Source organism: Kitasatospora sp. NPDC085895, assembly GCF_040702125.1.
GTDB lineage: Bacteria > Actinomycetota > Actinomycetes > Streptomycetales > Streptomycetaceae > Kitasatospora > Kitasatospora arboriphila.
This window is the reverse complement of record NZ_JBFBJY010000016.1, coordinates 13912-40245: the sequence shown is the minus strand read 5'-3', so window position 1 is coordinate 40245 and position 26334 is coordinate 13912. Positions and strand designations below refer to the sequence as shown.

The 26334-nt window shown below is 73.0% G+C and carries 26 protein-coding genes and 1 tRNA gene; 12 read left to right on the top strand and 15 right to left on the bottom strand.

Features of this window, described 5'->3' with window-relative positions; genetic code table 11:
- Window positions 1–7: 7 nt before the first annotated feature.
- From AB0442_RS13235 to AB0442_RS13225, 3 genes are read right to left on the bottom strand one after another with little or no spacing between them, the layout of a single operon-like run.
- A complete protein-coding gene (locus AB0442_RS13235; protein ID WP_344622830.1) occupies window positions 8–826 on the bottom strand; it encodes a carbohydrate ABC transporter permease in 819 nt (272 codons plus the stop codon).
- Window positions 826–1758 (bottom strand): sugar ABC transporter permease, encoded by a 933-nt coding sequence (locus AB0442_RS13230; RefSeq protein ID WP_366162656.1) that lies wholly within the window; start codon window positions 1756–1758, stop codon window positions 826–828. Before AB0442_RS13230 ends, AB0442_RS13235 begins: the two co-directional genes overlap by 1 nt.
- A gap of 18 nt (window positions 1759–1776) precedes the next feature.
- The gene (locus AB0442_RS13225) at window positions 1777–3087 is read right to left on the bottom strand and encodes an extracellular solute-binding protein (protein WP_363540981.1); all 1311 of its coding nucleotides are present in this window, start codon (window positions 3085–3087) and stop codon (window positions 1777–1779) included.
- Between the two features lie 130 nt (window positions 3088–3217).
- Here AB0442_RS13225 and AB0442_RS13220 point away from each other — a divergent pair, with 130 nt between their 5' ends.
- Window positions 3218–4249 (top strand): LacI family DNA-binding transcriptional regulator, encoded by a 1032-nt coding sequence (locus tag AB0442_RS13220; protein WP_363540982.1) that lies wholly within the window; start codon window positions 3218–3220, stop codon window positions 4247–4249.
- A gap of 316 nt (window positions 4250–4565) precedes the next feature.
- Window positions 4566–4868: a hypothetical protein gene (locus AB0442_RS13215; protein WP_366162653.1), complete on the top strand. Its 303-nt coding sequence runs from the start codon at window positions 4566–4568 to the stop codon at window positions 4866–4868.
- Between the two features lie 6 nt (window positions 4869–4874).
- On the opposite strand, the gene AB0442_RS13210 is transcribed toward AB0442_RS13215, so the two are convergent.
- Window positions 4875–5777 (bottom strand): LysR family transcriptional regulator, encoded by a 903-nt coding sequence (locus AB0442_RS13210; RefSeq protein ID WP_366162651.1) that lies wholly within the window; start codon window positions 5775–5777, stop codon window positions 4875–4877.
- 90 nt (window positions 5778–5867) lie between these two features.
- Between AB0442_RS13210 and AB0442_RS13205 the strand changes: the two genes are divergently transcribed.
- The 3 genes from AB0442_RS13205 (at window position 5868) to AB0442_RS13195 (ending at window position 8548) form a co-directional block, all read left to right on the top strand.
- Window positions 5868–6830 carry a reductase gene (locus AB0442_RS13205; RefSeq protein WP_366162649.1) on the top strand — a complete coding sequence of 321 codons (963 nt, stop codon included), beginning with the start codon at window positions 5868–5870 and terminating at the stop codon, window positions 6828–6830.
- 1 nt (window position 6831) lies between these two features.
- The gene (locus AB0442_RS13200) at window positions 6832–7725 is read left to right on the top strand and encodes an aldo/keto reductase (RefSeq protein ID WP_366162647.1); all 894 of its coding nucleotides are present in this window, start codon (window positions 6832–6834) and stop codon (window positions 7723–7725) included.
- A 148-nt stretch (window positions 7726–7873) separates the two neighbouring features.
- Complete coding sequence (locus tag AB0442_RS13195; RefSeq protein WP_344622838.1) at window positions 7874–8548, top strand: Crp/Fnr family transcriptional regulator; 675 nt, start codon at window positions 7874–7876, stop codon at window positions 8546–8548.
- Between the two features lie 98 nt (window positions 8549–8646).
- On the opposite strand, the gene AB0442_RS13190 is transcribed toward AB0442_RS13195, so the two are convergent.
- From AB0442_RS13190 to AB0442_RS13170, 5 genes are all read right to left on the bottom strand, one after another.
- Window positions 8647–9477, bottom strand: coding sequence for an MBL fold metallo-hydrolase (locus AB0442_RS13190; RefSeq protein WP_344622839.1), 831 nt, complete (start codon window positions 9475–9477; stop codon window positions 8647–8649).
- Window positions 9474–9638: a hypothetical protein gene (locus AB0442_RS13185; protein ID WP_363540987.1), complete on the bottom strand. Its 165-nt coding sequence runs from the start codon at window positions 9636–9638 to the stop codon at window positions 9474–9476. Before AB0442_RS13185 ends, AB0442_RS13190 begins: the two co-directional genes overlap by 4 nt.
- A gap of 46 nt (window positions 9639–9684) precedes the next feature.
- Window positions 9685–10545 carry an NUDIX hydrolase gene (locus AB0442_RS13180; protein ID WP_366162644.1) on the bottom strand — a complete coding sequence of 287 codons (861 nt, stop codon included), beginning with the start codon at window positions 10543–10545 and terminating at the stop codon, window positions 9685–9687.
- Between the two features lie 69 nt (window positions 10546–10614).
- Window positions 10615–11085 (bottom strand): RidA family protein, encoded by a 471-nt coding sequence (locus tag AB0442_RS13175; protein WP_344622842.1) that lies wholly within the window; start codon window positions 11083–11085, stop codon window positions 10615–10617.
- The gene (locus AB0442_RS13170; protein ID WP_095874066.1) at window positions 11085–11243 is read right to left on the bottom strand and encodes a DUF4177 domain-containing protein; all 159 of its coding nucleotides are present in this window, start codon (window positions 11241–11243) and stop codon (window positions 11085–11087) included. The genes AB0442_RS13175 and AB0442_RS13170 overlap by 1 nt, the downstream gene beginning before the upstream one ends.
- A gap of 231 nt (window positions 11244–11474) precedes the next feature.
- Here AB0442_RS13170 and AB0442_RS13165 point away from each other — a divergent pair, with 231 nt between their 5' ends.
- Both AB0442_RS13165 and AB0442_RS13160 read left to right on the top strand, forming a co-directional pair.
- Window positions 11475–12542 (top strand): ArsA-related P-loop ATPase, encoded by a 1068-nt coding sequence (locus AB0442_RS13165; RefSeq protein ID WP_344622843.1) that lies wholly within the window; start codon window positions 11475–11477, stop codon window positions 12540–12542.
- A complete protein-coding gene (locus AB0442_RS13160; protein ID WP_366162640.1) occupies window positions 12539–13729 on the top strand; it encodes an ArsA family ATPase in 1191 nt (396 codons plus the stop codon). The genes AB0442_RS13165 and AB0442_RS13160 overlap by 4 nt, the downstream gene beginning before the upstream one ends.
- Before the next feature lie 57 nt (window positions 13730–13786).
- Here AB0442_RS13160 and AB0442_RS13155 read toward each other — a convergent pair whose 3' ends face one another.
- Complete coding sequence (locus tag AB0442_RS13155) at window positions 13787–14110, bottom strand: WhiB family transcriptional regulator (RefSeq protein WP_043175103.1); 324 nt, start codon at window positions 14108–14110, stop codon at window positions 13787–13789.
- Window positions 14111–14511: 401 nt separating this feature from the next.
- Here AB0442_RS13155 and AB0442_RS13150 point away from each other — a divergent pair, with 401 nt between their 5' ends.
- Window positions 14512–16734, top strand: coding sequence for a transglycosylase domain-containing protein (locus AB0442_RS13150; RefSeq protein ID WP_366162638.1), 2223 nt, complete (start codon window positions 14512–14514; stop codon window positions 16732–16734).
- 107 nt (window positions 16735–16841) lie between these two features.
- Here AB0442_RS13150 and AB0442_RS13145 read toward each other — a convergent pair whose 3' ends face one another.
- Entirely contained in the window at window positions 16842–17297 is a 456-nt protein-coding gene (locus AB0442_RS13145; RefSeq protein WP_366162636.1) for a GatB/YqeY domain-containing protein, read from the bottom strand.
- Between the two features lie 160 nt (window positions 17298–17457).
- Here AB0442_RS13145 and AB0442_RS13140 point away from each other — a divergent pair, with 160 nt between their 5' ends.
- From AB0442_RS13140 to AB0442_RS13125, 4 genes are all read left to right on the top strand, one after another.
- A complete protein-coding gene (locus tag AB0442_RS13140) occupies window positions 17458–18123 on the top strand; it encodes a class I SAM-dependent methyltransferase (protein ID WP_366162634.1) in 666 nt (221 codons plus the stop codon).
- Between the two features lie 12 nt (window positions 18124–18135).
- Window positions 18136–19077, top strand: a complete 942-nt coding sequence (locus AB0442_RS13135; protein ID WP_363540994.1) for a metallophosphoesterase — start codon at window positions 18136–18138, stop codon at window positions 19075–19077.
- Between the two features lie 100 nt (window positions 19078–19177).
- A tRNA-Pro gene (locus AB0442_RS13130) sits at window positions 19178–19251 on the top strand.
- A gap of 484 nt (window positions 19252–19735) precedes the next feature.
- Window positions 19736–20455, top strand: coding sequence for a transglycosylase family protein (locus AB0442_RS13125; RefSeq protein ID WP_366162632.1), 720 nt, complete (start codon window positions 19736–19738; stop codon window positions 20453–20455).
- A gap of 267 nt (window positions 20456–20722) precedes the next feature.
- Here the strand turns inward: AB0442_RS13125 and AB0442_RS13120 are convergent, their stop codons facing one another.
- From AB0442_RS13120 to AB0442_RS13105, 4 genes are all read right to left on the bottom strand, one after another.
- Window positions 20723–21112 carry a peptidase inhibitor family I36 protein gene (locus AB0442_RS13120; RefSeq protein ID WP_366162630.1) on the bottom strand — a complete coding sequence of 130 codons (390 nt, stop codon included), beginning with the start codon at window positions 21110–21112 and terminating at the stop codon, window positions 20723–20725.
- 108 nt (window positions 21113–21220) lie between these two features.
- On the bottom strand, window positions 21221–22165 hold the full coding sequence (locus tag AB0442_RS13115; protein ID WP_366162628.1) for a hypothetical protein: 945 nt from the start codon (window positions 22163–22165) through the stop codon (window positions 21221–21223).
- A gap of 691 nt (window positions 22166–22856) precedes the next feature.
- Window positions 22857–23402 (bottom strand): hypothetical protein, encoded by a 546-nt coding sequence (locus tag AB0442_RS13110; protein WP_366162626.1) that lies wholly within the window; start codon window positions 23400–23402, stop codon window positions 22857–22859.
- A 135-nt stretch (window positions 23403–23537) separates the two neighbouring features.
- Entirely contained in the window at window positions 23538–26210 is a 2673-nt protein-coding gene (locus AB0442_RS13105) for an AAA family ATPase (protein WP_366162624.1), read from the bottom strand.
- Window positions 26211–26334 lie beyond the last annotated feature (124 nt).

The following is a 26334-nucleotide window of genomic DNA, read 5'->3' as shown; positions in this document are numbered from 1 at the left end:
GTGTCGGTCACTTTCCTCCGACGCCCATGAGCCCCTGGACGAGGGCGCGGCGGGCGAACAGGTAGACGAGCAGGATCGGGATCATGGACAGCACGACGGCGGCCAGCAGCCCGGGGACGTTGATGCCGTACTGGGTCTGGAAGTCGTAGAGGCCGAGGGTGATCACCTTGGTCTCGTCGGACTGGGTCAGCACCAGCGGGAAGAGGAAGCCGTTCCACGCCTGGAGGGCGGAGAAGACGGTGATGGTGGAGAGCCCGCCCTTGGAGAGCGGCAGCACCAGCTGGAGGAAGACCCGCCGGGGGGTGGCGCCGTCCATCGCCATCGCCTCGTAGAGCTCGGGGGTGATGTCGCGCATCACGCCGGTGAGGACGAGGGTGCAGACCGGCAGCGAGAAGGCCGCGGTCGGCAGGATCACGCCGATCAGGTTGTCGTACAGGCCGGCCTTGCTGATGACGTAGAACATGGGCACGATCACCGCCTGCGCGGGGATCGCGAGGCCCAGCAGGAAGAGCCGGAACGCCAGGTCGGTGGTCCGGCCGCGGCTGCGCACGATGGCGTAGGACAGCGGCGGCACCACCAGCAGCACGACGGCGACCACGCTCACCGTGACGATCACGGTGTTGAGGAAGTACTGGCCGAAGCCGCCCTGCAGGTCGTCGAGGTAGTTCTGCAGGGTGAGGTGCCGGGGCAGGCCGAGCGGGCCGCTCTCCGCGTAGTCGGCGCGGCTCTGCAGGGTGGCGGCCAGCATGGTGTACAGCGGCAGGCCGACGACGAACAGCCAGACCAGCGAGCCGAATCCGGCCAGGACGTTGGGGCGTCGCCTCATCACAGGCCCTCCGAGGTGCTGCGCATCCGGTCGTAGCCGGACAGCCGGACGACGGCGAGCGAGATGGCGGTGGCGACCAGGACGAGCAGCAGCGCGACCGCCGATCCGGTGCCGAAGTCGAAGCCCTTGAAGGCCTTCTGGTACATGTAGTAGGCGCTGATGGTGGTGTCGGTGCCGGGCCCGCCCTGGGTGAGGATGAGCACCGTGTCGAAGGTGGTGAGGCCGCCGACCACCATGAGGATCACCGAGGTGATGATCGCGTTGCGCAGCTGCGGCAGCGTGATGTGGAAGAACTGCCGTACGGTGCCGGCCCCGTCGATCGCGGCGGCCTGGTAGAGCACCGGCGGGACGGCGCGGGCCGCACCCTGGTAGATGAGCGTGTGGAACGGGGTGAACTGCCAGGCGCCGACCAGCACCAGCACCCCGATCGCGCCGGTCTGCGAGCCGAACAGGTTGCCGTCGCCGAACAGCCACTCGGCCTCGGCCGGGACGCCGAAGTTGGGGTCGAGCAGCGCCCGCCAGAGCACCGAGACGGCGGTGGCGGAGAGCAGCAGCGGCACGAAGTAGATCGCCGACAGCACCGCCCGGTTGCGCTGGTGCCCGGCCGCCCAGACCCCGAGCAGGATGCTGACCGGGGTCTGGACGGCCACGCCGAGCAGGGTGAGCAGCAGGCTCAGCCACAGGCTCTTGACCATCACGGGGTCGTCGAAAAGCCGGTTCCAGTTGTCGAAGCCGGCGAACTCCGGTGAGCCGAGGCCGTTCCAGCGGGTGAAGGACAGCACGGCGACCAGGACGAGCGGCACGATCGCGAAGAGGACGAAGAAGACCGTGGCCGGGAGCGCCCAGGCGAACCCGGGGCGGGTCACCGCGGTGCCCGTCCGGCTCGCCGGTCGGCGCCGCGTCACGGCCCCGGTGGCAAGAGTTGTGGTCATGGTGCGACCCGTCTGGTGTCAGGAGTTCGGCAGGGCCTGCATGGCCTTGATGAAGCCGTTCTCGTCGATCTGGCCGTTGAAGAACTGCTGGACGGCCTGGTGGATGGGCGTGATCGCGGCCGGCGGGTACGCCTGGTCCCAGGAGAGCTGGAACGACGGCGCCGCCTTCACCAGGTCGAACTGGAAGGTGGAGTACGCCGGGTTGGCCGCGCTGCTCAGGAACTTGGGGGTGTTGCTGGTGGTCGGCAGGTTGCCGATGGCCAGCTGGCCCTGGACGAACTCGTCGGAGTACTGGAGCTTGAGGAACTCCGCGACGGCCTCCGGGTGCTTGGTCTTCTTCAGCACCGAGTAGAAGTTGTTGGTGTTGCCGACGACGTTCTTCGGGTCGCCCTTGCCGCCGGTGACGGTCGGGAAGGAGCCGTAGCCGAGGCTGGACTTGGTGAAGTCGGGGCTGGCGTCCTGCTGGGTGGAGTACTCCCAGGAGCCCATCAGCTCGAAGGCGGCCTTGCCGCGGGCGAGCAGGGCGGGCGAGCCGCCGTCGGTGAACTTCACCGAGTCGAAGTTGGTGCCGAACGCGCCCGCGTCGATGAGCTGCTTGAGCATGCCGAGGGCCTTCTTGCTGTCCTCGCTCGCCCAGGCGGCCTTGTCGCCGCCGAGCGCCTTCTTGAACAGGTCCGGGCCGGCGACGCGGTCGTAGAGGTACTCGAACCACATCAGGGTCGGCCACTGGTCGCCGCCCCCGAGGGCGATCGGGGTGACGCCCTTGCCCTTGAGCGTCTGCACCGCGGCGAGCAGTTCGTCGAAGGTCTTGGGCGCACTCACGCCGGCGTCGGCGAGGACCTTGGTGTTGCTGAAGAGCAGCACCGGCTGGGTGCCGCGCATGGGGACGCCGTAGGCCTTGCCGTCGACCACGGCGGTGTCGAAGACCGAGGACAGGAAGTTGGCCTTGAGGCCCGGGTCCTTGGCGATCATGTCGTCGAGCGGCATCAGCAGGCCGGCGTCGACGAACGGCTTGATGCTGCCGCCGCCCCAGTTGAAGAAGACGTCCGGGGCCTGCTTGGTGTTGATGATCGTCTGCAGCTTCTGCTGGTAGTCGGCGCCCGGAATGGTGTCCAGGACGGCCTTGACCTTCGACGTCTTGTTGAAGGTGTCGACGATCTGCTTCTCGACCTTGTTGGTGGCGTCCCCGTAGACCAGGACGTGGATCTCTCCCGAACCGCTGTCCCCGGAGGAGCCGGAGCCGCTGCCGCAGGCCGTCAGGGTGATCCCCAGGACCACGGCCGCACTGCCTGCGGCGAGGGAACGGGAGAGCCGAGCGTGTCTTCTCATCGCGGTGCCTTTCGAAATCTTTCGGCATCTTCGCCGAAATTCTTGGCGCGCTGCGACGCTAGATCCGCGCTCCGAGGGGGGTCAACCCCCCGTCGCGCAGTTACCGGAACGTGACCTGGACACGTGCCTTATGCTGCACGCCATGCGAGAAGAGGAGGAGAACGGCCGCGTCACGCTCGCCCAGGTGGCAGAAGAGGCCGGCGTCTCCGTGTCCACGGTTTCGAAAGTTCTCAACGGCAGGCAGGACGTCTCCCGCCCGACCCGCCTCAAGGTCGAGCGCCTGCTGGAGGTCCACGGCTACCAGCGGACGCCCAAATCGGCCTGGGAGGCGCCGCTCGTTGAGATCGTCTTCCCCGAGCTCGACAACCTCTGGGCGATGGAGCTGATCAAGGGCGTCGAGAACGTCGCCAAGGAGCACGAGGCCAGCGTGGTGCTCACCGAGAGCGGCACCCGGCACGCCCCGGACCCGAGCTGGATCGAGGGCGTGCTGCGCCGCCGGCCGCTCGGCGTGGTGCTGGTCTTCTCCAGCCTGCCGCTCGAGGTGAAGCAGCAACTCCGGTCCCGCGCCATCCCGTTCGTCATCATCGACCCGGCCGGCGACCCCGAGCCGGACGTGCCGTCGGTGGGCTCGGCGAACTGGGCCGGCGGCCTCGCCGCGACCCGCCACCTGGTCGAGTGCGGGCACCGCCGGATCGCCATCATCACCGGCCCCGAGGACATGCTCTGCTCGCTGGCCCGGCTGGACGGCTTCCGCTCCGCGATGGGCATGGCCGGCCTGGAGATCCCGCCCGGCTACGTCTCCTTCGGCGACTTCCACGTCGAGGGCGGCCGCCGCCGCGCCATGGAGCTGCTGGCCCTCCCCGAGCGGCCGACCGCGATCTTCGCCGGCAGCGACCTGCAGGCGCTCGGCGTCCTGGAGGCCGCCCGGGTGCACGGGTTGAAGGTCCCCGACGACCTGTCGGTGGTCGGCTACGACGACGTGCCGATCGCCCAGTGGACGAGCCCGGCCCTCACCACCGTCCACCAGCCGCTTCGGCAGATGGCCGAGGAGGCCGCGCAGATGCTGATCCGGATGCGCGCCGAGGGCGGCAGCGCGGCCCGCCTGGAACTCGCCACCAGCCTGGTCGTCCGCAAGAGCACCGCCCCGCCGCCCGCCGCCTGACCGATCGGCCGATCTTTCGAAAACGGCCAACCGAAAACGGACGGCCGAAAACGGTCGGCGCGCACGGCACCCGCTTTCCGGGCACCGCGGGGCCGGAAGGTCACGGCGGGCCGGCAGCAAGGTCTTGCAGAAAGTTACATTCATACTGCCGAGTAACCTTGACTCCCCGACCCTGCCGGGCGCATCGTCGGGACTGCGCCGCCACCACCCCGTGCGGTCCTCCTCCTGTGCCATCCCCGCAGGTCAGCCGTTCCACCCGCTGACGGTCGCGCCCCCCACGCGACCGCCCGTGCCGTCCGAGGAGGGCCAGCCCCCCATGACCATCGGCCTCCCACCGGCCGGGGCCCGTACGTGCCCCGCCACCGCCTCCCCCGCCGTTTCCGCCTCCCCCGCCCCGCGGCCCGTCCACCCGGCGTACCACCACCCGCTCTGGCTGGTCACCGTGCCCACGACCCACCCCGACGGCCGCACCGGCACCCAGAGCTTCGCCGTCCGCGCCCTCACCGTGCAGGAGGCGATGGCCGCCGCCGGCCGCCGCGCCCACGCGGACAGCGCCCGGACGCGCCGCCGCGGCGCCCGTCTCGACTTCCGCAACGCCAGCGCCGTGCTGCACCGCTGACCGCCGTCAGCCGACGGTCGTGCCCGCCTTCAGCAGCCGGGCCAGCGCCTCGGCGTACGGCTGGGGGCGGCGGCGCCGGGCGACGGCGATGCCGAAGTGCCGGGCCGGCCGCGGCGGCCGGACCGGAACCACCCTCGTGCCCGGCAGCGGCGGGTCCAGCGCCACCTGCGGCACCAGGGAGACCCCGACCCCGGCGGCCACCAGCGACCGGGCGAAGAAGTAGTCGGTGGTGCTGCCGGCGACCCGCAGGTCGAACCCGGCCAGCGCGGCGTGCCGGTGCAGGAAGGCCTCGGTCTTCGAACAGCCCACCACCCAGCGGTCGTCGGCGAGTTCGGCGAGGTCCAGCTCCTCGCGGGCGGCCAGCGGGTGGGCCTGCGGAAGCACCACCGAGAGCGGGTCGTCCATCAGCGGCGTCCAGTCGAGGCCGGAGCGGTCCCCGGGCTGCACCGGCAGCGGGCCGTCGAAGTGGTAGGCGATCGCCAGGTCGGCGACGCCCTCGCGCACCATCGGCAGGCTCTCCTCGGGCTCCCGCTCCACCACGTGCAGGTCGGCCTCGGGGTGCTCGGCGGCGAACCGGGCCAGTGCCGCGGGCAGCAGGTGCCGGCCGCCGGTGGTGAAGGTGGCCACCGTCAGCCGCGGGCGCGGTGCGGCGAGCCGGTCGATCTGCTCCCGGGCGTGGCGGAGTTCGGCGCCGATCGCACCGGCCGCCTCGACCATCAGCCGCCCCGCCTCGGTCAGCACCACGCCGCGGGTGGAGCGCTCCACCACCAGGGTGCCGAGCCCCCGCTCCAATGCCGCGACCTGCTGGGACACCGCGGACGGGGTGATCCGCAGCGCGGCCGCCGCCCGGTTGAAGCTGCCGTGCTCGGCGACCGCCTGCAGCACCCCGAGCCGGTGGACGTCGATCACCGCAGTCCCTCCCCTGTCGACAGTTCTCCTTACGACCGGTTCAGTAGGTCGCCAGTTCCGCTGCTGACGATACGCCAGGAGAGTGGAGCCATGAGAAGCGTCTGCATCATCGGCGGAAGCCGGTACTTCGGCCTGCACCTGGTCTCCCTGTTCCGCGACGCGGGAGTCGCGGTCACCCTCGTCAACCGCGGCTCCGCCGCCCCGCCCCCGGGTGTCGACCACGTCCGCGCGGACCGCTCGGACGAGGCGGCGCTGACGGCCGCGCTCGGCGGACGGACCTTCGACGCGGTGGTCGACCAGGTGCTCTACACCCCGCTGCAGGCCGCCGTGGCCTGCCGGGTCTTCGCCGAGCGCACCCCGCGCTACGTGATGACCTCGACCATGGAGGTCTACGACCCGGCGACCTCCCCGCTCGTGCCCGCCTCGGACGGCCCGGTCACCGAGGGCTTCGTCGACCCGGCGGCCTGGGCCGTCGACCTCGACCTGCCCTGGCACGACCCGCAGGCGCTCGCCCGGCACTTCGACGCGGCGACCGGCTACGCGGAGGGCAAGCGGCAGGCCGAGGCGGTGCTCGCCCGCTCCGCGCCGTTCTCCTGGGCGAGCATCCGCAGCGCCCACGTGCTCGGCGGCGGCGACCGCGACTTCACCGGACGGCTGGCGCACTACGTGGAGCGGATCGCCGCCGGCCGCCCGGTCGCCGTCCACCGGGAAGCCCGGCCGACCTCCTTCGTCCACCACCGGGAGATCGCCACCGTGCTCGCCCGGGCCGCCCTCACCGACGCCGACGGACCGCTGAACGCCTGCTCGCACGGCGCGCTCGACGCCGCCCGGCTCTCCGAACTGATCGCCGAGCGGCTCGGCACCACGGCCCGGTTCCGGACGGCGGAGGGCGAGGACGCCTCCCCGTTCTCCTTCGACCGCTCGTACGCCATGGACAACGGCCGGGCCGCCGCACTCGGCTTCCCCCTGTCCCGGACGGCCGACTGGCTGCCCGCGGCGATCGACGAGGCGGCCGGGGCCGCGAAGGCCGCCGCGGCCGGAAGGGCGGTCTGAGATGCACCGGCGCACCATCGGCGGCACCGCCGTCCATCCGGTCGGCCTCGGCGCGATGCCGCTGTCCGTCGAGGGCCGCCCGGCCGAGGAGGACGCCGTCGCGGTCGTCCACGCCGCCCTCGACGCGGGCGTCACCCTGATCGACACCGCCGACTCGTACCACTGGCACGCCGGGGAGCGCGGCCACAACGAACGGCTGATCGCCCGGGCCCTGGCCCGCCGCAGCGGGGACCGCGACCGGGTGCTGGTGGCCACCAAGGGCGGCCGCGGCCGCCCCGGCGACGGCTCGTGGACGGTCGACGGCCGCCCCGAGCACCTGCGACGGGCCTGCGAGGAGTCGCTGCGGCGGCTCGGCACCGAGGCGATCGGCCTCTACCAACTGCACAAGCCGGACCCGCGGGTGCCCTGGGCCGAGTCGGTGGGCGCCCTGCGGGAACTGCTGGACGCGGGGAAGGTCCGCACCGCCGGGATCTCCAACGCCGACGCGGCGCAGATCCGCGAGGCGCACGCGATCCTCGGCGCCGGCCTGGTCTCGGTGCAGAACCGCTACTCCCCCGCCGACCGCTCCGCCGAGCCGGAGCTGCGGCTCTGCGAGGAGCTCGGACTCGCCTTCCTGCCGTGGAGCCCGCTCGGCGGCATCTCCCGCAGCTCGCTGGACGGCCCCTCCGCGCCGGCCCCCTCCGACCCCGCCGGCACGCCCTTCCACCGGGTGGCCGCCGCCCGCGGTACCTCGCCGCAGCGGGTCTGCCTGGCCTGGCTGCTCGCGCTCTCGCCCGCGGTCGTCCCGATCCCCGGCGCGAGCCGGCCTGCCTCCGTCCGGGACTCCGCGGCCGCCGCCGGCCTCGTCCTGGAGCCCGCCGAGCTCGCCCTGCTGCCCGACCGGACACCCGCCTGACCTGCCCCGCCGGGGCCGCGCCGCTGGTACGGGCGGGTGCGAATGGCCCCATAGGGCGCTCGACGGCACACCCCTCCTCATATGATCGGAGCGACATGCGCCATCCTTGGTGGTGAGAAACACCACCGGACGATGCAGGAGGAAGCACGTGGACGACGTTCTTCGCCGCGCCGCGCTGTTCGCGGCCCTCGACGACGACCAGGCTGCCGAGCTGCGCGCTTCCATGACCGAGGCGACCCTCGCCCGCGGCGAGTCGCTGTTCCACGAGGGCGACCCGGGCGACCGGCTGTACGTCGTCGTCGAGGGCAAGGTGAAGCTGCACCGCGCCTCGCCGGACGGTCGCGAGAACATGCTCGCCGTGCTCGGCCCCAGCGAGATGATCGGCGAACTGTCGCTGTTCGACCCGGGCCCGCGCACCGCCACCGCCACCGCACTGACCGAGGTCAAGCTGCTCGGCCTCGGCCACGGCGACCTGCTGCCGCTGCTGCACGCACGCCCCGAGGTGTCGATCGCACTGCTGCGCGCCATCGCCCGCCGCCTGCGCCGCACCAACGACGTCATGTCCGACCTGGTCTTCTCGGACGTGCCCGGCCGCGTCGCCAAGGCGCTGCTCGACCTCTCCCGCCGCTTCGGCGTGCAGTCGGAGGAGGGCATCCACGTCTCCCACGACCTCACCCAGGAGGAGCTGGCCCAGCTGGTCGGCGCCTCCCGCGAGACGGTCAACAAGGCGCTGGCCGACTTCGCCGGCCGCGGCTGGCTGAAGCTGGAGGCCCGCGCGGTCGTCCTCCTCGACGTCGAGCGCCTCTCCCGCCGCTCCCGCTGACCCAGGGCAAGCGCTCAGGGGCGCACCCGGGCAAGCACTCAGGGGCGCTGGGGGCACCCCAGCGCCCCTGAGTGGTTCCCCCGAGTGGTTTTCCCGTCTCAGAGCCCCTGGATGAGTCCGTGGTCCTCCAGGTAGCCGAGCTGGGCCCGGACGGAGAGTTCGGCGGCCGGCCACAGGGCCTTGTCCACGTCGGCGTACACCCGGGCCACCACCTCCTCCGCGGTGCGGCAGCCGGCCTCCACGGCGGTCTCCACTTGGGCGAGCCGGGCGGCCCGGTGGGCGAGGTAGTAGTCGACGGCGCCGAGCGCGTCGGCGAGCACCGGGCCGTGCCCGGGCAGGACGGTCCGCACGCCGTGCTCCGCCGCCATGGTGTGCAGGCGGCGCAGCGAGTCCAGGTAGTCGCCGAGCCGGCCGTCCGGGTGGGCGACCATCGTGGTGCCGCGGCCGAGCACGGTGTCGCCGGTGAGGATCGCGCCGTCGGCGGGCAGGTGGAAGGTCAGTGAGTCCGCGGTGTGCCCGGGGGTGCCCACGACCCGGATCTCCAGGCCGCCGACCTCGACGACCTCGCCGGGCCGCAGCCCTTCGTCGCCGAGCCGCAGCGCCGGGTCCAGGGCGCGCACGTGGGTGCCGGTGAGTTCGGCGAACCGGGCGGCGCCCTCGGCGTGGTCGTGGTGGCCGTGGGTGAGCAGGGTGAGGGCGATCCGCTTGCCCTGCTGTTCGGCGGTGTCGACGACGCGGCGCAGGTGGCCCTCGTCGAGCGGGCCCGGGTCGATCACGACGGCGAGGTCGGAGCCGGGTTCGGACAGCAGCCAGGTGTTGGTGCCGTCCAGGGTCATCGGGGAGGGGTTGGGCGCCAGCACGCAGTGCGCCCGCGGGGTGGCCCCGCCGCCGACGGTGGCGGCGGGGTCGCCCGGAAGGAGACCGCTCACCGGCCGCCCTCGCGCACCAGGTTGCGCGACGGCAGCGCGCGGGCGAGCCGGCGCGGAGCGGTGCGTTCCTCGACGCGGCCGTCGCAGGCGACGACCTTGGGGGTGATGCTGCGGGCGGGCAGGTCGTGCTCCGTCCGGCGAGCCACGTCGTTGTGGTTCATCGGCCAGTGTCCTTCCGTGTGTTCGGGTGGGTCGCCCGGCGTGGGATCACGCCGGGAAGTCTCCGTCGATGGTCAGCTCGTCATACCCGGGCCAGCGGACGGTCATTCGGTCGCCGTCGACCTCGGCCCGTCCCAGGACGGGCGTGACGGTGCGCCGGCCGGCGGCGGCCAGGGCCTCGGCGGCGGACCGCACCGGCAGCAGTTCGCGCAGCACGGTCACGGTCGGCGGCAGCATCCCGTAGCGGCCACCGGCGTGTCCGGCGACGGCCTCGGCGGGGGCGAGCCAGGCCACCCGGTCGGCCTCGCCGACCTGTGAGGCGGCGGCCTGTCCGGCGGGCAGCGCGGCCACGAAGAACCAGGTGTCGAAGCGGCGCTCCTCGAACTCCGGGGTGATCCAGCGGGCCCAGTCGCCGAGCAGGTCGCTGCGCAGCACCAGGCCGTGCTTGTGCAGGAACTCGGCGAAGGAGAACTCGCGGGCCTCCAGCGCGGCCCGCTCGGCGGACCAGTCGCGGGCCTCGGCGGTGGAGTCCGCGTCGGGGCCGGCGAGCAGCACGCCGGACTCCTCGAAGGTCTCCCGGACGGCCGCGCAGACGACGGCCTGCGCCGTCCGGGGGTCGGTGCCGAGGCGGGTGCCCCACTCCTCGGGCGGGGGGCCGGCCCAGGCGATCTCGGCATCGGCGTCCCGGGGGTCGACGCCGCCGCCGGGGTAGGCGTACATGCCGGCGGCGAAGGCCATCGAGGTGCGGCGGCGCAGCAGGTAGGCCTCGGGGCCGTCGGCGGTGTCGCGCAGCAGCACGACCGTGGCCGCGGCCCTGGGCTCGGCCGGGGTCAGCTCGCCGGCGGCGAGGGCCCGGATCCGGGCGGGCCAGCCGGGCGGCATGGGGGTCGACGGTGCGCGGTCATCCATGCCCCGGATGCTAAGCGGGCGGGGGTGGGCTTGGACAGGGCCCACCCCCGCCCGGTGCTGTTCGGGGGCTCAGGCCCCGGTCCGCACCCGGACCTGGATCTCGACCTCGACCGGGGCGTCCAGCGGCAGGACGGCGACGCCGACGGCGCTGCGGGCGTGCACGCCGGCCTCGCCGAGGACCTCGCCGAGCAGCTCGCTGGCGCCGTTGACCACGGCGGGCTGGCCGGTGAAGTCGGGGGCGGAGGCGACGAAGCCGACCACCTTGACGACCTGCTCGACGCGGTCGAGGTCGCCGATCACGGACTTGACCGCGGCGAGCGCGTTCAGCGCACAGATCTGCGCGAGCGCCTTGGCGCGCTCGGGCGTCACCTCGGCGCCGACCTTGCCGGTGTGCTGGAGCTTGCCGGCCACCATGGGCAGCTGGCCGGAGGTGAAGACGTGGTCGCCGGAGCGGACGGCCGGCACGTAGGCCGCCACCGGCGGGGCCACCTCGGGGAGGGTCAGGCCGAGCTCGGCCAGCTTCTCCTCAACCTTGCTCATCAGCTCTTCTCCCGCTTGAGGTAGGCCACGAGCTGCTCGGGGTTGTTCGGGCCGGGCACGACCTGGACGAGCTCCCAGCCGTCCTCGCCCCAGGTGTCCAGGATCTGCTTGGTGGCGTGCACGAGAAGCGGCACGGTGACGTATTCCCACTTGGTCATGGGGGTGACTCTAGACCGTCCGGCCACCGGGCCCGGCGACGCCACGGGGCGGGCGGCCCTGGCCCGCGGCGGGTCGCCCGCGGCGGGCCGCGGTGTGAGGTGGGACACAAAGGGGGCATGAATCCGGCCGGGCACCCGGATGGTCCCGCCATCGGCGGCGTCGGCTGGTTACCCTCGCCAAGGAGCGGGCACCCGTTGCGGTGCCAGGTCGACGCAGGACGGAGACGGAGCGTGGCGAGCACCCCCGGCCCATCGGCGCAGGCCGACCCCGACTGGGAAGGGGTCCGGCTGCACGTCGTCAGCGGCAAGGGCGGCACCGGGAAGACCACCGTCGCGGCGGCGCTGGCCCTGGCGCTGGCCGCCGAGGGCGGGCGGACCCTGCTGATCGAGGTCGAGGGGCGGCAGGGCATCGCCGAACTGTTCGGGATGGCCGCGCTGCCCTACGAGGAGCGCAAGGTCGCCACCGTCTCGCCGTCCCGTCTGGGGCTGCCCGGCACCGGCCAGGGCGAGGTGTACGCGCTGGCGATCGACACCGAGCTGGCGCTGCTCGAGTACCTGGAGATGTTCTACAAGCTGGGCAGGGCCGGGAAGGCGCTGCAGAAGGTCGGCTTCGTCGACTTCGCGACCACCGTCGCACCGGGCGTGCGGGACGTGCTGCTGACCGGCAAGGCCTGCGAGGCGGCCCGGCGCAAGGGCCCGGACGGCCGCCGGGCGTACGACGCGATCGTGATGGACGCGCCCCCGACCGGGCGGCTCACCCGCTTCCTCAACGTCAACGAGGAGGTGGCCGGGCTGGCCAGGTTCGGCCCGATCCACGGTCAGGCGCAGGCCGTGATGCGGGTGTTGAAGTCCCCGGAGACGGCGGTGCACTTCGTGACGCTGCTGGAGGAGATGCCGGTGCAGGAGACCGTGGACGGCATCGCCGACCTGCGGGCGGCGCAGTTGCCGGTGGGCGGGGTGATGGTCAACATGGTCCGGCCGCCGGTGCTGGACGCGGCGGCCGTGGCGGCCGTCGACGGCGACCACCGCGAGGAGGTCGCCGTGGCGCTCGGCGAGGCCGGGCTGGGCGGCCGCTCGCGCAAGCCGGAGACGGTCCGGGCGGCGGTGGAGCCGCTGCTCGCCCCGTTGCTGGAGCAGGCCAGGGAGCACGCCGAGCGGGTCGAGCTGGAGCGCGCCCAGCGGGCGGACCTGCAGCGGGCGAAGCTGCCGACGTACGAGCTGCCGCTGCTCGGCGAGGGCGTGGACCTGGGCGGGCTGTACCGGCTGGCGGGCGAGCTGAAGCGGCAGGGGGCGGCATGACGGCGGGCACCCGCAAGGAGCGGACGACGTCCGCGCTGGACGTGGACGCGCTGATCGACGACCCGGAGACCCGGATCGTGGTGTGCTGCGGCTCCGGCGGCGTCGGCAAGACGACCACGGCGGCGGCGATCGGGCTGCGGGCCGCGGAGCGCGGCCGGAAGGTCGTCGTGCTGACGATCGACCCGGCCCGCCGGCTCGCCCAGTCGATGGGCCTGACCGAACTGGACAACACCCCGCGGGTGGTGAAGGGCGCGCAGGGGCCCGGCGAGCTGCAGGCCATGATGCTCGACATGAAGCGGACCTTCGACGAGGTCGTGCTGGCCCACGCCGAGCCGGAGCGGGCGAAGGCGATCCTGGAGAACCCCTTCTACCAGTCCCTGTCGGCCGGCTTCGCCGGTACGCAGGAGTACATGGCGATGGAGAAGCTCGGCCAGCTGCGGGCCGAGGACCGCTGGGACCTGATCGTGGTGGACACCCCGCCGTCCCGTTCGGCGCTGGACTTCCTGGACGCGCCGAGCCGGCTGGGCTCCTTCCTGGACGGGAAGGTGATCCGGCTGCTGACGGCGCCGGCGAAGGTCGGCGGGCGCAGTGCGATGAAGTTCCTGAACGTGGGGATGGGCCTGCTCACCGGCACGCTCGGCAAGATCTTCGGCGCCCAGCTGCTGACCGACGTGCAGACCTTCGTCTCGGCGATGGACTCGATGTTCGGCGGCTTCCGGGAGCGCGCCGACCGCACGTACCAGCTGCTCAAGGCGCCGGGCACGGCCTTCCTGGTGGTGGCGGCGCCGGAGCGCGACGCGCTGCGCGAGGCGGCGTACTTCGTGGACCGGCTGGCCGCGGACGAGATGCCGCTGGCCGGGCTGGTGCTCAACCGGGTGCACAGCACGGGGGCGCCGCAGCTGACCGCGGAGCGGGCCTTGGCGGCGGCGGAGGCGCTGGAGGAGAACGGTTCGCAGACCTCGACGGTGGCCGCGGAGACGCTGGCGGCGGGGCTGCTGAGGCTGCACGCCGAGCGGATGCAGATCATGTCGCGGGAGCGTCGCACCCGCGACCGGTTCGTGTCGGTCTACCCGGACGTGCCGATCGTCGAGGTGGCCGCACTGGCCGGCGACGTGCACGACCTGGACGGGCTGCGGGCCGTCGGGGACCGCCTGGGGACCACCGACCCCGCGGGCGCGGTGAGCTGAGCGCCCGCCAGGTGTGGTGGTGTGCCGCCGGGGGCGGACCGTCGGTCCGCCGCCCGGTCAGCCCGCCTGCGCGTAGTCCGTCAGCACCACACCGGTGGCCAGCGAGGCCTCGTACTCGGTGCGGGCCGTCTCCAGCAGCCGGCGCCACGAGACCACCGTGGGCCTGCGGCGGAGCAGTGCCCTGCGCTCGCGCTCGGTCATCCCTCCCCAGACGCCGAACTCCACCCGGTTGTCCAGTGCGTCGGCGAGGCACTCCGTCCGCACCGGGCAGCCGCTGCACACGGCCTTGGCGCGGTTCTGTGCCGCCCCCTGCACGAACAGCTCGTCCGGATCACTCGTGCGGCAGGCCGCCTGCGCACTCCAGTCGTCCACCCAGCCCATTTCGGCGCCGTCCTCTCCCGAATCGGGGCTCCCCCACGGCGGCAACGGCATATTCACCGCTGCCAGTTGAGGACGTTACGGAAGAACGGCAGCGAGCAACAGCCCCTTCGGGCTCAATCTCAGATGGCCCAATCGGACTATGGGTGCCCGGAAGCTCACTCGTTGGAGTGATCGCAGGTCGCAGGGCTTGCCAGGACCGGTTCTGCCACTTTCGTCACACTGTGCAAGCAGGCACCGCTCGCCACACCCGGACAGTCGACAACAAACCGGCGCAAATTGGACAAAGCTCATCACTCACAAGAGTGATGACGATGCACAGAGAGAAGCTGTCGCAGTTCTGTGACAAGCGTAGGCGAACACCTGCCCCCCTGTACGGGAATCGGCGACGTAGTGTTCTCCCCATGGCGACTCAGCGACCCGCGGGCTCCGTACTCGACAAGGCAGGCCTCGGCATCAAGCTCCTGGGCACCAGCGTGCTGGCCGGGATCCTGGTGGCCGGGATGGCCCTGCCGGCCGTGGGCGCGCTCGGTCTGACCGCCAAGGACACCGCGGACAGCTTCGACGACATCCCGAGCGACTTCACCACCCCCGCCCTCTCCCAGGCGTCGACGATCTACGACTCCAAGGGCGGCGTGATCGCCAAGGTCTACGACCGCGACCGGACCATCCTCACCAAGGAGCAGATGGCGCCGATCATGCGCCAGGCCCAGGTGGACATCGAGGACAACCGGTTCTACGAGCACGGCGCCGTCGACCTCAAGGGCGTGCTGCGCGCGGCCACCAAGAACGCCGAGGCCGGGTCCGCCACCCAGGGCGCCTCCACGCTGACCCAGCAGTACGTGAAGAACGTCTTCGTCGAGCAGGCCGGCGACAACCAGGACGCCTTCCTGGACGCCACCCGCAAGAGCCTCGGCCGCAAGGTCAAGGAGCTGAAGATCGCCATCAAGTTGGAGGAGGACCTGACCAAGGACCAGATCCTCACCAACTACCTCAACATCACCTTCTACGGGCACCAGGCGTACGGCATCGAGGCCGCCGCCAACCGCTACTTCAGCAAGAGCGCCAAGGACCTCACGATCCCCGAGGCCGCCATGCTGGCCGGCCTGGTGCAGAACCCCTCGGCCTACGACCCGGTGCTGCACCCCAAGGCGGCGCAGGTCCGCCGGGACACCGTGATCAACAAGCTGCTGGAGTACAAGCACATCACTCCCGAGCAGGCCAAGGAGGCCCTGGCCGCGCCGCTGGGCATCAAGTACAAGGAGCCGCTGAACGGCTGCATCACCGCGCAGTCCGGCATGGGCTTCTTCTGCGACTACGTCCGCCACGTGGTCAAGCAGGACCCGGTCTTCGGCAAGACCGCGGCCGACCGCCAGAAGCTGTGGAGCCAGGGCGGCCTCAAGATCTACACCACCATCGACCCGGCCAAGCAGGAGGCCGCGCACGAGGCGGTCACCACCAAGGTCAAGGTGACCGACTCGGTCTCCGCCGCGATGACCATGGTCAAGCCCGGCACCGGCGAGATCCTCGCGATGGCCCAGACCCGCCCCTACGGCCTGGACTCCAAGCAGAACCAGACCGTCCTCAACCTGAACGTCGACGCCGCCATGGGCGGCGGCAACGGCTTCGCCCCCGGTTCGACGTTCAAGCCGATCCTCGCCGCGGCCGCGCTGGAGTCCGGCGTCCCGATCGACCAGCAGTACCCCTCGCCGTACCAGATGAGCTACCCCAGGATGACCACCTGCGACGGCACCTGGAACGAGAAGGGCGTCCCGGTCGAGAACGAGAGCTCCACCGAGGTCGGCCCCTTCTCCCTGAAGGACGCCATGGCGAAGTCGGTCAACACCTACTTCGTGCAGATGGAGGAGGAGGTCGGCCTCTGCGCGATGAAGCAGATGGCCACCAAGCTCGGCATCGGCAAGCTCGCCAACGGCAGCCCGATCAAGCAGATCCCCTCCATGGTGCTCGGCACCCAGGAGGTCAGCCCGCTCACCATGGCCAGCGCCTACGCCGCCTTCGCCGCCCGCGGCAAGTACTGCAGGCCGATCGCGATCACCTCGATGGTCAACGCCGACAACAAGAAGCTCCCGGTGCCGAGGGCCGACTGCTCCCAGGCGATGGCCGAGACCACCGCGGACGGCATCAACACCCTGCTGCTCGGCGTGACCGAGAAGGGCACCGCCTCCGGGATCAACATCTCGGACGGCCGCCAGATCGCCGGCAAGACCGGCACCACCGACAACCGCTACGCCGCCTGGTTCACCGGCTACACCCCCGACCTGGCCACCTCGGTCTGGCTCGGCGGTCCCACCGGCAACATCTCGATGCGCAACATCCGCATCGGCGGCCGGTACTACTCCTCGGTCTACGGCGCCGACGGTCCGGGCCCGATCTGGCAGAAGGCCATGAACGAGGTCCTCGTCGGCACCAAGCGCAGCACCTTCGACACGGTCAACGTCCCCGAGGCCAACCCGACGCCCACCGACACCCCGGCCCCGCCGCCCGGCACCACCGGCGGGAACGGCAACGGCGGGAACGGCAACGGGAACGCCACCGGTCTGATCAACGGCGGCTTCACCCTGCCGCCCGGCACGTTCGGCGGGAACACCGGCCGGCCCCGCCACTGACGACCGTCCCGTCCACGCCGGAGGGCGGCCACCCCGCATCGGGTGGCCGCCCTCCGGCGTCGGTGTCCAGGTGTCGTCCCGTGCCGCCCCTCGGGCGGTGCCTGCGGTCAGCCCGCCAGCGCGGCCTTCACCGCGGCGGCCACCCGGCCGCCCTCGGCCCGGTCACCCACCTTCGGGCGGACCAGCTTCATCACGGCGCCCATCGCCTGCGGACCGGACGCACCGCTCTCCGCCACCGCCTCGGCGACGATCGAGGCCAGCTCCTCGTCCGAGAGCTGCTGCGGCAGGTACCCGGCGAGCACCTCGCCCTCCGCCCGCTCCTGCGCGGCCGACTCGGCGCGGCCGGCGTTCTCGAACGCCTCCGCGGCCTCCCGGCGCTTCTTCGCCTCGCGGACGATCACCTTCAGCACCTCGTCGTCCGAGAGCTCCCGCTTCGTCCTGCCCGCCACCTCCTCGGAGGTGACCGCGGCCAGCGTCAGCCGGAGAGTGGACGAGCGGAGCTCGTCCCGGGCCTTGATCGCAGCCGTGAGGTCCTCCTGCAGCTGCTGCTTGAGCGTCGTCATGGCGCAAATCCTCGCAGCCCGGAGCGCTTTCCGCGCACCAATTTGCCCCGGGCCCGGCCGCCCGTCCCCGGGGCGGCCTCGGCGCGACGTCGGCTCGGCCCTCCGAAGGTCCTGGGGGAACGCCGGACGGGCCGGGCGGACGCGTGCGAGGATCCCGGGCATGGCGATGGCGGGAACGGACGCGTACCGGGCCGTGGGCGGCCTTCCGGACGGGGTCGCCCGGGCCGTGGCGGCCGCACGGGAGGCCGGCTTCCCGCACTCCTGCCGCCCCGAGCAGGGACGGCTGCTGCAGGCGCTCGCCGGCGGGGCACGGACGCGGATCGGCGAGAGCGGCACGGGGTACGGCGTCGGACTCGCCTGGCTCGCCGCCGGGGCCGCGCCCGGTGTCGGCCTGGTGAGCGTCGAGCGCGACCCGGACCGGGCCGCGGCGGCCGCGGCGCTGTTCGCCGACGACCCCCGGGTCCGGGTGCTCGCCGCCGACTGGACGGAGCTGTACGCCCACGGCCCCTACGACCTGCTGGTGCTGGACGGCGGCGGCCAGGGCAAGACCGGCGGGGCCGCCGACCCGGAGCGGCTGCTCATTCCGGGCGGAGTGCTGGTGGTCGACGACTTCACCCCGGCGGACGGCTGGCCGCCGCTGTTCGACGACCGCCCCGACGAGGCGCGGCTGCACTGGCTCCAGCACCCCGCGCTGCGCGCCGTCGACCTGCCGCTCGCCGCCGACCTCAGCACCGTCGTCGCCGTCCGACGCCACCGGGACCGATCGGGGGCCGGTCCGGGGCGTTCTTCGGTGACCTGCCCGTTCACGGCCCGAACCGGCGTCTGAGAGCATGGACCGATGCGACCGCTGTACTCCGTCCCGCTCGGTGTCGCCGCCGCCGGCGCCGCCTGCCTCGCCTACTCCGCAGGCTACGAGGTCCGTGCCTTCCGCCTGCGCCGCGTCGAGGTTCCGATCCTTCCGCGCGGCGCACGGCCGATCCGGATCCTGCAGGTCTCCGACATCCACATGGTGACCGGGCAGCACAAGAAGCAGCGCTGGCTGCAGAGCCTCGCCGGACTCCGCCCCGACCTGGTGGTCAACACCGGGGACAACCTCTCGGACCCGCTCGGCGTCCCCGCCACCCTGGACGCGCTCGGCCCGCTGATGGACTTCCCCGGCGTGTACGTGTTCGGCTCCAACGACTACTACGGGCCCGCCCGCAAGAGCCCCACCCGCTACCTCACCGCGCTGCGGACGGGCGTGCACGGCCTCAACAACCCGGACGGCTCCGGCCGCCGCGGCATCAAGGGCGCCGTCCACAACCCGTGGCAGAAGCTCCGCGACGGCTTCGACGAGGCCGGCTGGCTCAACCTCAACAACGCCCGCGGCCGGCTCACGATCGCCGGTCTCGACGTCGAGTTCACCGGCCTGGACGACCCGCACATCCGGCACGACAAGTACGCCAAGGTGGCGGGCGGGCCGTCCGCGGACGCCGACCTGTCGCTGGCCGTCGTGCACGCCCCGTACCTGCGGGTGCTGGACGCCTTCACCGCCGACCGCTACCCGCTGATCCTCGCCGGGCACACCCACGGCGGACAGCTCTGCATCCCGTTCTACGGCGCCCTGGTCACCAACTGCGACATCGACACCGACCGGGTGAAGGGCCTCTCCACCCACAAGGCCGGCGGCCACCGCTCGTACCTCCACGTCTCGGCCGGCTGCGGCACCAACCGCTACACCCCCGTCCGCTTCGCCTGCCCGCCGGAGGCCACGCTGCTGACCCTCACGCCGGGCCGCTGACCTGCTCCGACGCCCCCGGGGGAATCGGATTTCGTCTCTCGGCACACCTCCTGTAGAGTTCTACTCGTTGCACCGGAGACGGAAAGCAACAGAGCAGGACCGGGGTGTAGCGCAGCTTGGTAGCGCGCTTCGTTCGGGACGAAGAGGCCGTGGGTTCAAATCCCGCCACCCCGACCCAGTAGGACCAGGTCAGGCCCGGTCTCCCGCGAGGGAGACCGGGCCTGACTGGCTTTCCGATGCCTCTCGGGAGAATTCTGGGAGAAACCCCGTCCCGGAGGATCTCCCCGCCGGATCTACTGATCGGCCCTCAGCAGGGCGTCGAGCGTCCTCACCCGGCGAGCCCGGCGACATCTCCCGGCGCACGGCGAGGGACTCCTCCCGTACCCGGCTGAGGTCGTCCATCAGGGTGCGGCGCATCTCGGCGGTGACGTGCGAGTAGCGGGCCTGGGGCGCACGGCAGCGCCCCTTCCTCCGGCCCGGACGCGGGCTGCTGCGGCCGGGCGGCCGCCTCTGGCGAAGTGGTGCGAGCGGGTGGCCGGGCGCGGCCGGGCGGGTGACCCTTGCGGGATGTCGGCCGGGCCCGGGCGGCGGAATGTGTCAACGGTGGAAGTGCGGTGCCCCGGGGCACCGGCCACCCGACCGCCAACCCTCTCGGGGAGTGAGCACCGCCGTGTCCATCGCCCACCGGATCCTGCAGCTACTCCTCGCCCTCGCCTGCGCAGCGGGCCTGTGGGCGGCCGCCGCCCCCGCCAGCGCCGCCCCGCACCGTACCGTCGCCGTCGCAGGTACCGCAGGTACGGTCGCTACCGCGGCGAACGCCGCCGCCGAAGCCGCACCGGCCGGCGGCCAGGGCGTCGACTGGGACAGGATCGCCGCCTGCGAGAGCGGCGGCCGCTGGCACCTCAACACCGGCAACGGCTACTACGGCGGCCTGCAGTTCGACCGACAGACCTGGCGCGCCAACGGCGGCACCGCCTACGCACCGCGCGCCGACCTCGCCACCCGTGAGCAGCAGGTCGCCGTCGCCGAACACCTCGCCGCCCGCCGCGGACTCGCCCCCTGGCCCGCCTGCGGCGCACGCACCGGCCGCCCCGGCGCCCACCACGCCGTCCCTCAGCCGCGACCGGCGCAGCAGCCGGCCGCCGTCGAGAAGCCCGCCGCCGGCCGGAGTGCCGCCGTCGCCGAACCGGACACGGTCGCCGACCCCGCACCTGCGGACAACTCCGCCGTCGTGGTCCAGGACGGCGACACCCTGGACGCGATCGCCCAGACCCTGCAGCTCCCCGGCGGCTGGCCCGCCCTCTACCAGGCCAACCAGGACACCGTCGGCGACAACCCCGACCTCATTTTTGCCGGCCAGGTCCTGCGGCTCCCCTGAGCCTGCGCGCCGGAAACCGCCAGCACGGCCTTGACCCGTCGGGCGTGTTCTCGCAACTCATCTGTCCACGGCTCACCCCACCAGTGCCCGTGCCGAGGGGGAGGCTGATGCTCCGATGTGGCGGTAGGCCAGGTGTGGGGCGGCCGGACGCGATTCCGCGCTACTGCGGCGGTGCTGTCACGGTCTTTGTCAAAGCCCGGCTCCGGTAAGCCGGTAAGCCGGTACGCCGGAACGCGTACCGGCGACCGGCTGTCATGTGGGTGGGGCTCAGCAGTCCTCGGCGAACCTCACCGAGGCGTTCTCGTTGTACGTGTTGACCAGGTTCGCGGCATTGCGGTAGTTGAACATGTCCATCGGGCCGCTGTAGTTCGAGTTGTAGTACACCCGGACCGTCATGCACACGTTGGAGACAGCCGATGCGGCGTTGTTCTTGACGTGCTGGCCCTGGCCGTTGCCGGGGCTGGTGAAGGTGTACCCGGCGAGGTCGCGAATGTTCGACGACATCGCCATGTGGGAGCCCTGCTCGTTCGAGTTGTAGAAGAGGCAGAACTTGCCGTCCGGACAGTCGCGGACGGCGGCCTGCGCGGAGGTGGCGAGGGTGGGGACGAGCACGGCAGCGCCCAGGGCCACTGCGGCGAGCTTGAGGGTACGCTTCATTTCTTTGATCCTCTCTTCATGGGACGTTCCAGGCGTGTGTGCAATCCCCTCGGCGTGCCTGGGGAAGGGTGGGCGCGCCCGGACGTGAAAAAGTGTCAGCCCACTACTTCACTGGTCGCGCAGCACGGCGTCGGCCTTGGCGAGTTGCTCGGTCTTCGCCGCGAGCGCCGCCGTGAATTCGGCTTGTTGCCGTGCGATCAATTCCTTCTGCAAGGAAGCCTCGACCGCGAACCAGGTGTCGATCAGATGCACTTGCTGCTTGCAGATCACGTCAGCCGCCGCCGCCTGGAGCTCCAGCGGCGTGGGCGAGTCCCCCAGGAAGCGCCGGTCGCCGATGGCATCCATCGGATTGGGGTAGGAGTAACCCCTGTTCCTCATGCAGCCGGACCACGCCTCGAATGCCTTCGTGACCTGCGCCACCGACATGCTGGCCTTGAAAGTCTGGAAGTTGGCCTGCTGTGCCACGCTGCTCGGGCCCAGGTCCCCCGAGCCGGCCAGGCCGCGCTTCGCCTCGTCGTAGCACCCGCCCGGTGGTACCGGTACGCCGTTGACCTGGAGGTTCGTTTCGTCCGTACCGGTCTTCCCCGGGAGGTGCCCGGTGAGCACCTGCTGCTGCTCGGCGGAGAACTGCGGCGGGCGGACCGGGTGGGTGCGCGGGTCGCGGTCGCCGAGGTGGTAGCCGTTCGCCGCCGCCTCGGCCGGGTCCGTCAGGCCGTACCGGCGGTCCATGAACGTGCGCGGTCCGGTCGGCGGGTCGGCGGGACTGATGGCGTAGTCGAGACCGAACCGCTGCATGCACGCCTTGCGCAGCACGGCTCCCGCCCTGGTCAGCTTCGCCGTCTCCGCCTCGGAGAAGAGGTACGGCTCGATCGGAAGATGCAGATCAGCACTGGCCGGCAGTGCGGACGGGGACTGCGTGGTCGGCACCGCCTCTGCGACCGGCAGACCGGATGACGAACAACCGGCCAGGGCAAAGCACATGAGCCCGGCCAGCCCGGCCAGCCCTGCTCGCACGCTTCTGCCGGTCAATCGCTGACGCGCGGCGGAACTCATATGCCGACGGCCCCGATCGCGGTCACCACTGCACTCATGGCCAGGTGCTTGCACATCTTCCGCATCTCGTCCTGCGTCCTCTTCCGGTCCGCTTGCAGTGGGCGGCCGGGTGAGCTCTCGCCCTGAACGCCATCGTGGTGTGCGGAGGTATCGCGGTGGTAGCGCCCCCGGTGCGAAGAGGGTGATCCCGCCGCGGACGAACCGCGGAGGAGTACCGGGAGAATCCGGGGAGAAGACCTCGGCATCGAGGACGCATCAACAGCGCTAAGCCCACCGCAGGCCAACGATCTGACCAGGGAGAACGGCGGTCGGCACAGGTCGGCTACCGTCCCGGACCTCATTCGGGGCGAAGAGGCCGTGGGTTCAAATCCCGCCGCCCCGACCCAGTGCAGAGACCCTGCCTGAGGAATCCGGCAGGGCCTCTGTCGTTGTTGTGCGCCCGCCCGAGTGACAGAGCCACGGACGCGGCCCCGTACCGCTGACCCTGCTGCGGATTCGTCGCCCTCCACGAGCGCGGCGGGTTCGTGGGGACGGTGCGTGTCCCCACGGCCCGCGGAGTTCCGTGCGGGAGCGAGTGGCCCGGATGTCGTGCAGGGCCCCGCGTGCGTCGCGTACCGCGTATCGCGATGAAAACGCCGCCCGGCCCGAGCGGGCCGGACGGCGAGAGGGGAGCAGGGCGGATGGCGGCGGGTCAGATCCCCAGGGTGTGGGCGCGGGCGGCGGCCGAGGCGAGCACCCGGTGGACGTCGGCCTCGCGGGTGGTGGGGGCGTCGTTGAAGACGTCCGGCGAGCTGACGGGGATGCCCTGGGCGTGCAGCACCTCCATGACCTGGGTGCGGGCCCGGCGGACGGTCTGCGGGGTGCCGTAGCCGTGCGCGAGGACGGCGGCCTGGGCGCCGAGCAGGCAGACCCGGCCGCGGGAGTCCCACAGGGCGCCCTGCAGCCAGCCGTGGGCGGTGAGGTAGCGGGAGGTCAGCTGCAGGTGCCCGGCGACGGAGACCGGGACGGGCCGCGGCGGGCGATGCGCGAGCCGGTCGAGGACGGTGCGGCGGGGCAGCGGCTGGTCGGCGTTCCACGGCTGGAGGACGCGTCCGAGCGGGCAGACGTACGGGACGGGGACGCGGGCGGAGGCCGGCAGCGAGGCGAGGTAGTCCTCGATCTCGGCGATCAGGGCGGAGCCGTCGGCGGTGACGGTCAGTGGGGGCGGCGGACCGACGATGAGGTTGGAGACGGGCATGGCGCTGATCCTTTTGTCCGGTTTCATCCGGATTCATTGATAACCCGAAAGGCCCCCTGCGGCGCGCCAGGGCGCCGCCCCGCGCGCGTCGGCGCAGCCCGGCCGGGCACCGGCGCGAGGGCCCGCCCCCGGGCGTCAGACCAGGTCGGCGAGGTCCTGACGGGAGGTGACGCCCAGCTTCGGGTACGCCTTGTAGAGGTGGTGGCCGACCGTCCGCGGGCTGAGGAAGAGCTGCGCGGCGATGTCGCGGTTGGTCAGCCCCTGCGCGGCGAGCCGGACGATCTGCAGCTCCTGCGGGGTCAGGGCGGCGAGCGGCCCGGCGGCCGGCGCGGCGGGCGCACCGACACCGGTGGCGGTGAGTTCGGTGCGGGCCCGCTCCGCCCAGGGCCGGGCGCCCAGCAGGTCGAACGCCTCCAGGGCGGCCCGCAGCTGCGGCCGGGCGTCGGTGCGGCGGCGGGCGCGGCGCAGCCACTCTCCGTAGAGCAGCGCGGTGCGGGCCTGCTCGAACGGCCGCTCGGCGGTGCGGTGCAGGTCGAGGGCGGCCAGGTAGCCGGACTCGGCGAGTTCCTCGGGCCCGAGCAGGGCCTGGCAGCGCAGCAGCAGGGCGCGGGCCCAGGGGCGGTCACAGGCCTCCACCCAGCGGGCGAACCGCCGGTACGGCTCCTCGGCCTGCTCGGGCCGGCCGAGCCGGACGGCGGCCTCGACCAGGTCGGGGACGGCCCGGGTGCCGGAGACGTGGTGGCGCTGGGGCCCGCCGGTGAGTTCGGCGAGCCGCTCCAGGGCCTCGGCGGCGCGGCCCTCGCCGAGGTCGAGCAGGCCGAGCGCCCACTGCGTCCAGGCGCGGCCCGCGGGACGGGCCGGGCCGCCGCCCTCCAGCGCCTCGGCCACCCGGGCGGTGCACCGGCCGGCGTCGCCGGCGAGCGCGGCGAGCAGGGCCAGCAGCGCGGCGAGCTGGCTGGTCCACTGGTGCTGGCCGGTGTCGCGGGCGAGCGTGAGGCCCTCGTCGGCGGTGATCTCGGCGTCCCGGTGGCGGCCGTGGAAGAGCTGCGCCTCGGCGTGGAAGAACAGCAGCGCGGGCAGGACGCCGACGGCTCCCGCGCGGCGGGCCTCGTCGATGAGGTCGGCGGTGACGCGGTGGGTCTCCTCGTCCCGGCCGAGCACCAGGGTGATGCCGCTCAGCTGGGTGAAGTCACGGACGACGTCGGCGCCGGCCCGGCGGGCCCGGTCGACGGCCACGGCGGCGTCGGGCGGGGCCGGGGCGGGGCGGCCGAGCAACGGCAGGGTGCCGGCCAGCAGGTAGTCGGCGATCGGCGCCGCCGGGTCCTCGGGCGGCAGGTCGAGGGCGGCCAGGCGGTCGGCGAAGGCGGCGAGTTCGGCCTCGCCGAGGTACCAGGCGGCATGGCAGGCCTGGAAGAGCATCCGGGCGGCGTGCGGGGCGGCGAGGTCGCCCGCCGCCGCGTCGAGGAGCAGCCGGAAGGCCGCGGGGTGGTCGCCGCGCAGGAAGGCGGCGGTGGCCCGCAGGTGGTCGATGAGGGCGAGCGCGAGGGGGTCGGCGGTGCGGCTGCGGGCGCGGACGGCGAGTTGTTCGGCGCGGTCGGTCTCGCCGGCGTCAGCGGCGGCCTCGGCGGCGAGCACCAGGCGGCGGGTGCGGCCGTCGTGGTCGGCGGTGAGCCGGGCGGCGCGCTCGTACGCGGCGGCGGCCCCGGCGTGTCCGCCGCGGGCCTCGGCGCGGTGGGCGGCCTCCTCCAGGGCGTCGGCGAGGGCGGCGTCGGGGCCGGTGGCGGCGAGCGCGAGGTGCCAGGTGCGGCGGTCGCCGTCGAGGACGCCGGCGAGGGCCCGGTGGACGGCGATCCGCTGGTCGAGCGGGGCGCGCTGGAGGACGGCGTTGCGCAGCAGCGGGTGGTGGAAGGCGATCCGGCTGTCGTCGGCCCGGACGAGGCCGTCCTGTTCGGCGGGCGGCAGGTCGGCGGGGCCGGCGCCGAGGGCGGCGGCCGCGGTGAGCACGGTGGCGGCGTCGCCGGTCTCCTCGGTGGCGGCGACCAGCAGCAGGGTCTGGGTGGCGGCGGGCAGCCGGGTGAGCCGTCCGTGGAAGGCGAGCCGCAGCCGGCCGGGCAGCGGCAGCGGGCCGCCCGCCGTGTCGGTGCCGAGGGCGGCGGGCAGTTCGGTGAGGGCGAGCGGGTTGCCGTGGGCCTCGGCGAGCACCCGGCGGCGGACGGCCGGGTCGAGGGCGGCGGGCAGCAGCCGTTCGGCGTCGGCGGGTCCGAGCGGGGCGGGCCGCAGTTCCGGCAGTCCGCCGGCGGGGAAGGCACCCTCGCCGTCGCGGGCGGCGAACAGCAGCACGACACCCTCCTCGCGGAGTCGCCGGGCGGCGACGAGCAGGGCCTCGGCGGAGGCGGAGTCGAGCCACTGGGCGTCGTCCACCAGGCACAGCAGCGGCTGTTCGGCGGCGAGTTCGGCGAGCAGGTGCTGGGCGGCGAGGCCGAGCAGCAGGCGGTCGCCGGGGCCGGTGTCGGCGAGGCCGAAGGCGCCCTGCAGGGCGCGGCGCAGCGGTCCGGGCAGGGCGTCCAGCCGGTCGAGGGCGGGGGCGAGGAGCAGGTGCAGTCCGGCGAAGGGGAGTTCGGCCTCGTACTCGATGCCGGCGGCGCGGACGATCCGGAAGTCCCCGGCGTCCCGGGCGGCGGCGTCGAGCAGAGCGGTCTTGCCGATGCCGGCCTCGCCGCGCAGCACGAGTGCGCCGCTGCGGCCGCCGCGCGCCGCGTCCAGCAGTGCCCGGACCTGTGCCTGCTCCCCCGCCCTGCCGTACAGCATGACCGTCACCCTACCCAGCCGATCCCGTTGCGGGGCGCGGTACTTGCCTATGGCTGACGGATTCGCCGGGTGCGGATCCCGCCTACCTTCGTGAGCAGCGGGAACGACCCGCGACGGATCGGGA

Coding starts and splice junctions, on each gene's coding strand:
- AB0442_RS13235 (WP_344622830.1), bottom strand. CDS start 826: ATGAGGCGACGCCCCAACGTCCTGGCCGGATTCGGCTCGCTGGTCTGG.
- AB0442_RS13230 (WP_366162656.1), bottom strand. CDS start 1,758: ATGACCACAACTCTTGCCACCGGGGCCGTGACGCGGCGCCGACCGGCG.
- AB0442_RS13225 (WP_363540981.1), bottom strand. CDS start 3,087: ATGAGAAGACACGCTCGGCTCTCCCGTTCCCTCGCCGCAGGCAGTGCG.
- AB0442_RS13220 (WP_363540982.1), top strand. CDS start 3,218: ATGCTGCACGCCATGCGAGAAGAGGAGGAGAACGGCCGCGTCACGCTC.
- AB0442_RS13215 (WP_366162653.1), top strand. CDS start 4,566: ATGACCATCGGCCTCCCACCGGCCGGGGCCCGTACGTGCCCCGCCACC.
- AB0442_RS13205 (WP_366162649.1), top strand. CDS start 5,868: ATGAGAAGCGTCTGCATCATCGGCGGAAGCCGGTACTTCGGCCTGCAC.
- AB0442_RS13200 (WP_366162647.1), top strand. CDS start 6,832: ATGCACCGGCGCACCATCGGCGGCACCGCCGTCCATCCGGTCGGCCTC.
- AB0442_RS13185 (WP_363540987.1), bottom strand. CDS start 9,638: ATGAACCACAACGACGTGGCTCGCCGGACGGAGCACGACCTGCCCGCC.
- AB0442_RS13180 (WP_366162644.1), bottom strand. CDS start 10,545: ATGGATGACCGCGCACCGTCGACCCCCATGCCGCCCGGCTGGCCCGCC.
- AB0442_RS13175 (WP_344622842.1), bottom strand. CDS start 11,085: ATGAGCAAGGTTGAGGAGAAGCTGGCCGAGCTCGGCCTGACCCTCCCC.
- AB0442_RS13170 (WP_095874066.1), bottom strand. CDS start 11,243: ATGACCAAGTGGGAATACGTCACCGTGCCGCTTCTCGTGCACGCCACC.
- AB0442_RS13160 (WP_366162640.1), top strand. CDS start 12,539: ATGACGGCGGGCACCCGCAAGGAGCGGACGACGTCCGCGCTGGACGTG.
- AB0442_RS13155 (WP_043175103.1), bottom strand. CDS start 14,110: ATGGGCTGGGTGGACGACTGGAGTGCGCAGGCGGCCTGCCGCACGAGT.
- AB0442_RS13150 (WP_366162638.1), top strand. CDS start 14,512: ATGGCGACTCAGCGACCCGCGGGCTCCGTACTCGACAAGGCAGGCCTC.
- AB0442_RS13145 (WP_366162636.1), bottom strand. CDS start 17,297: ATGACGACGCTCAAGCAGCAGCTGCAGGAGGACCTCACGGCTGCGATC.
- AB0442_RS13140 (WP_366162634.1), top strand. CDS start 17,458: ATGGCGATGGCGGGAACGGACGCGTACCGGGCCGTGGGCGGCCTTCCG.
- AB0442_RS13135 (WP_363540994.1), top strand. CDS start 18,136: ATGCGACCGCTGTACTCCGTCCCGCTCGGTGTCGCCGCCGCCGGCGCC.
- AB0442_RS13120 (WP_366162630.1), bottom strand. CDS start 21,112: ATGAAGCGTACCCTCAAGCTCGCCGCAGTGGCCCTGGGCGCTGCCGTG.
- AB0442_RS13115 (WP_366162628.1), bottom strand. CDS start 22,165: ATGAGTTCCGCCGCGCGTCAGCGATTGACCGGCAGAAGCGTGCGAGCA.
- AB0442_RS13110 (WP_366162626.1), bottom strand. CDS start 23,402: ATGCCCGTCTCCAACCTCATCGTCGGTCCGCCGCCCCCACTGACCGTC.
- AB0442_RS13105 (WP_366162624.1), bottom strand. CDS start 26,210: ATGCTGTACGGCAGGGCGGGGGAGCAGGCACAGGTCCGGGCACTGCTG.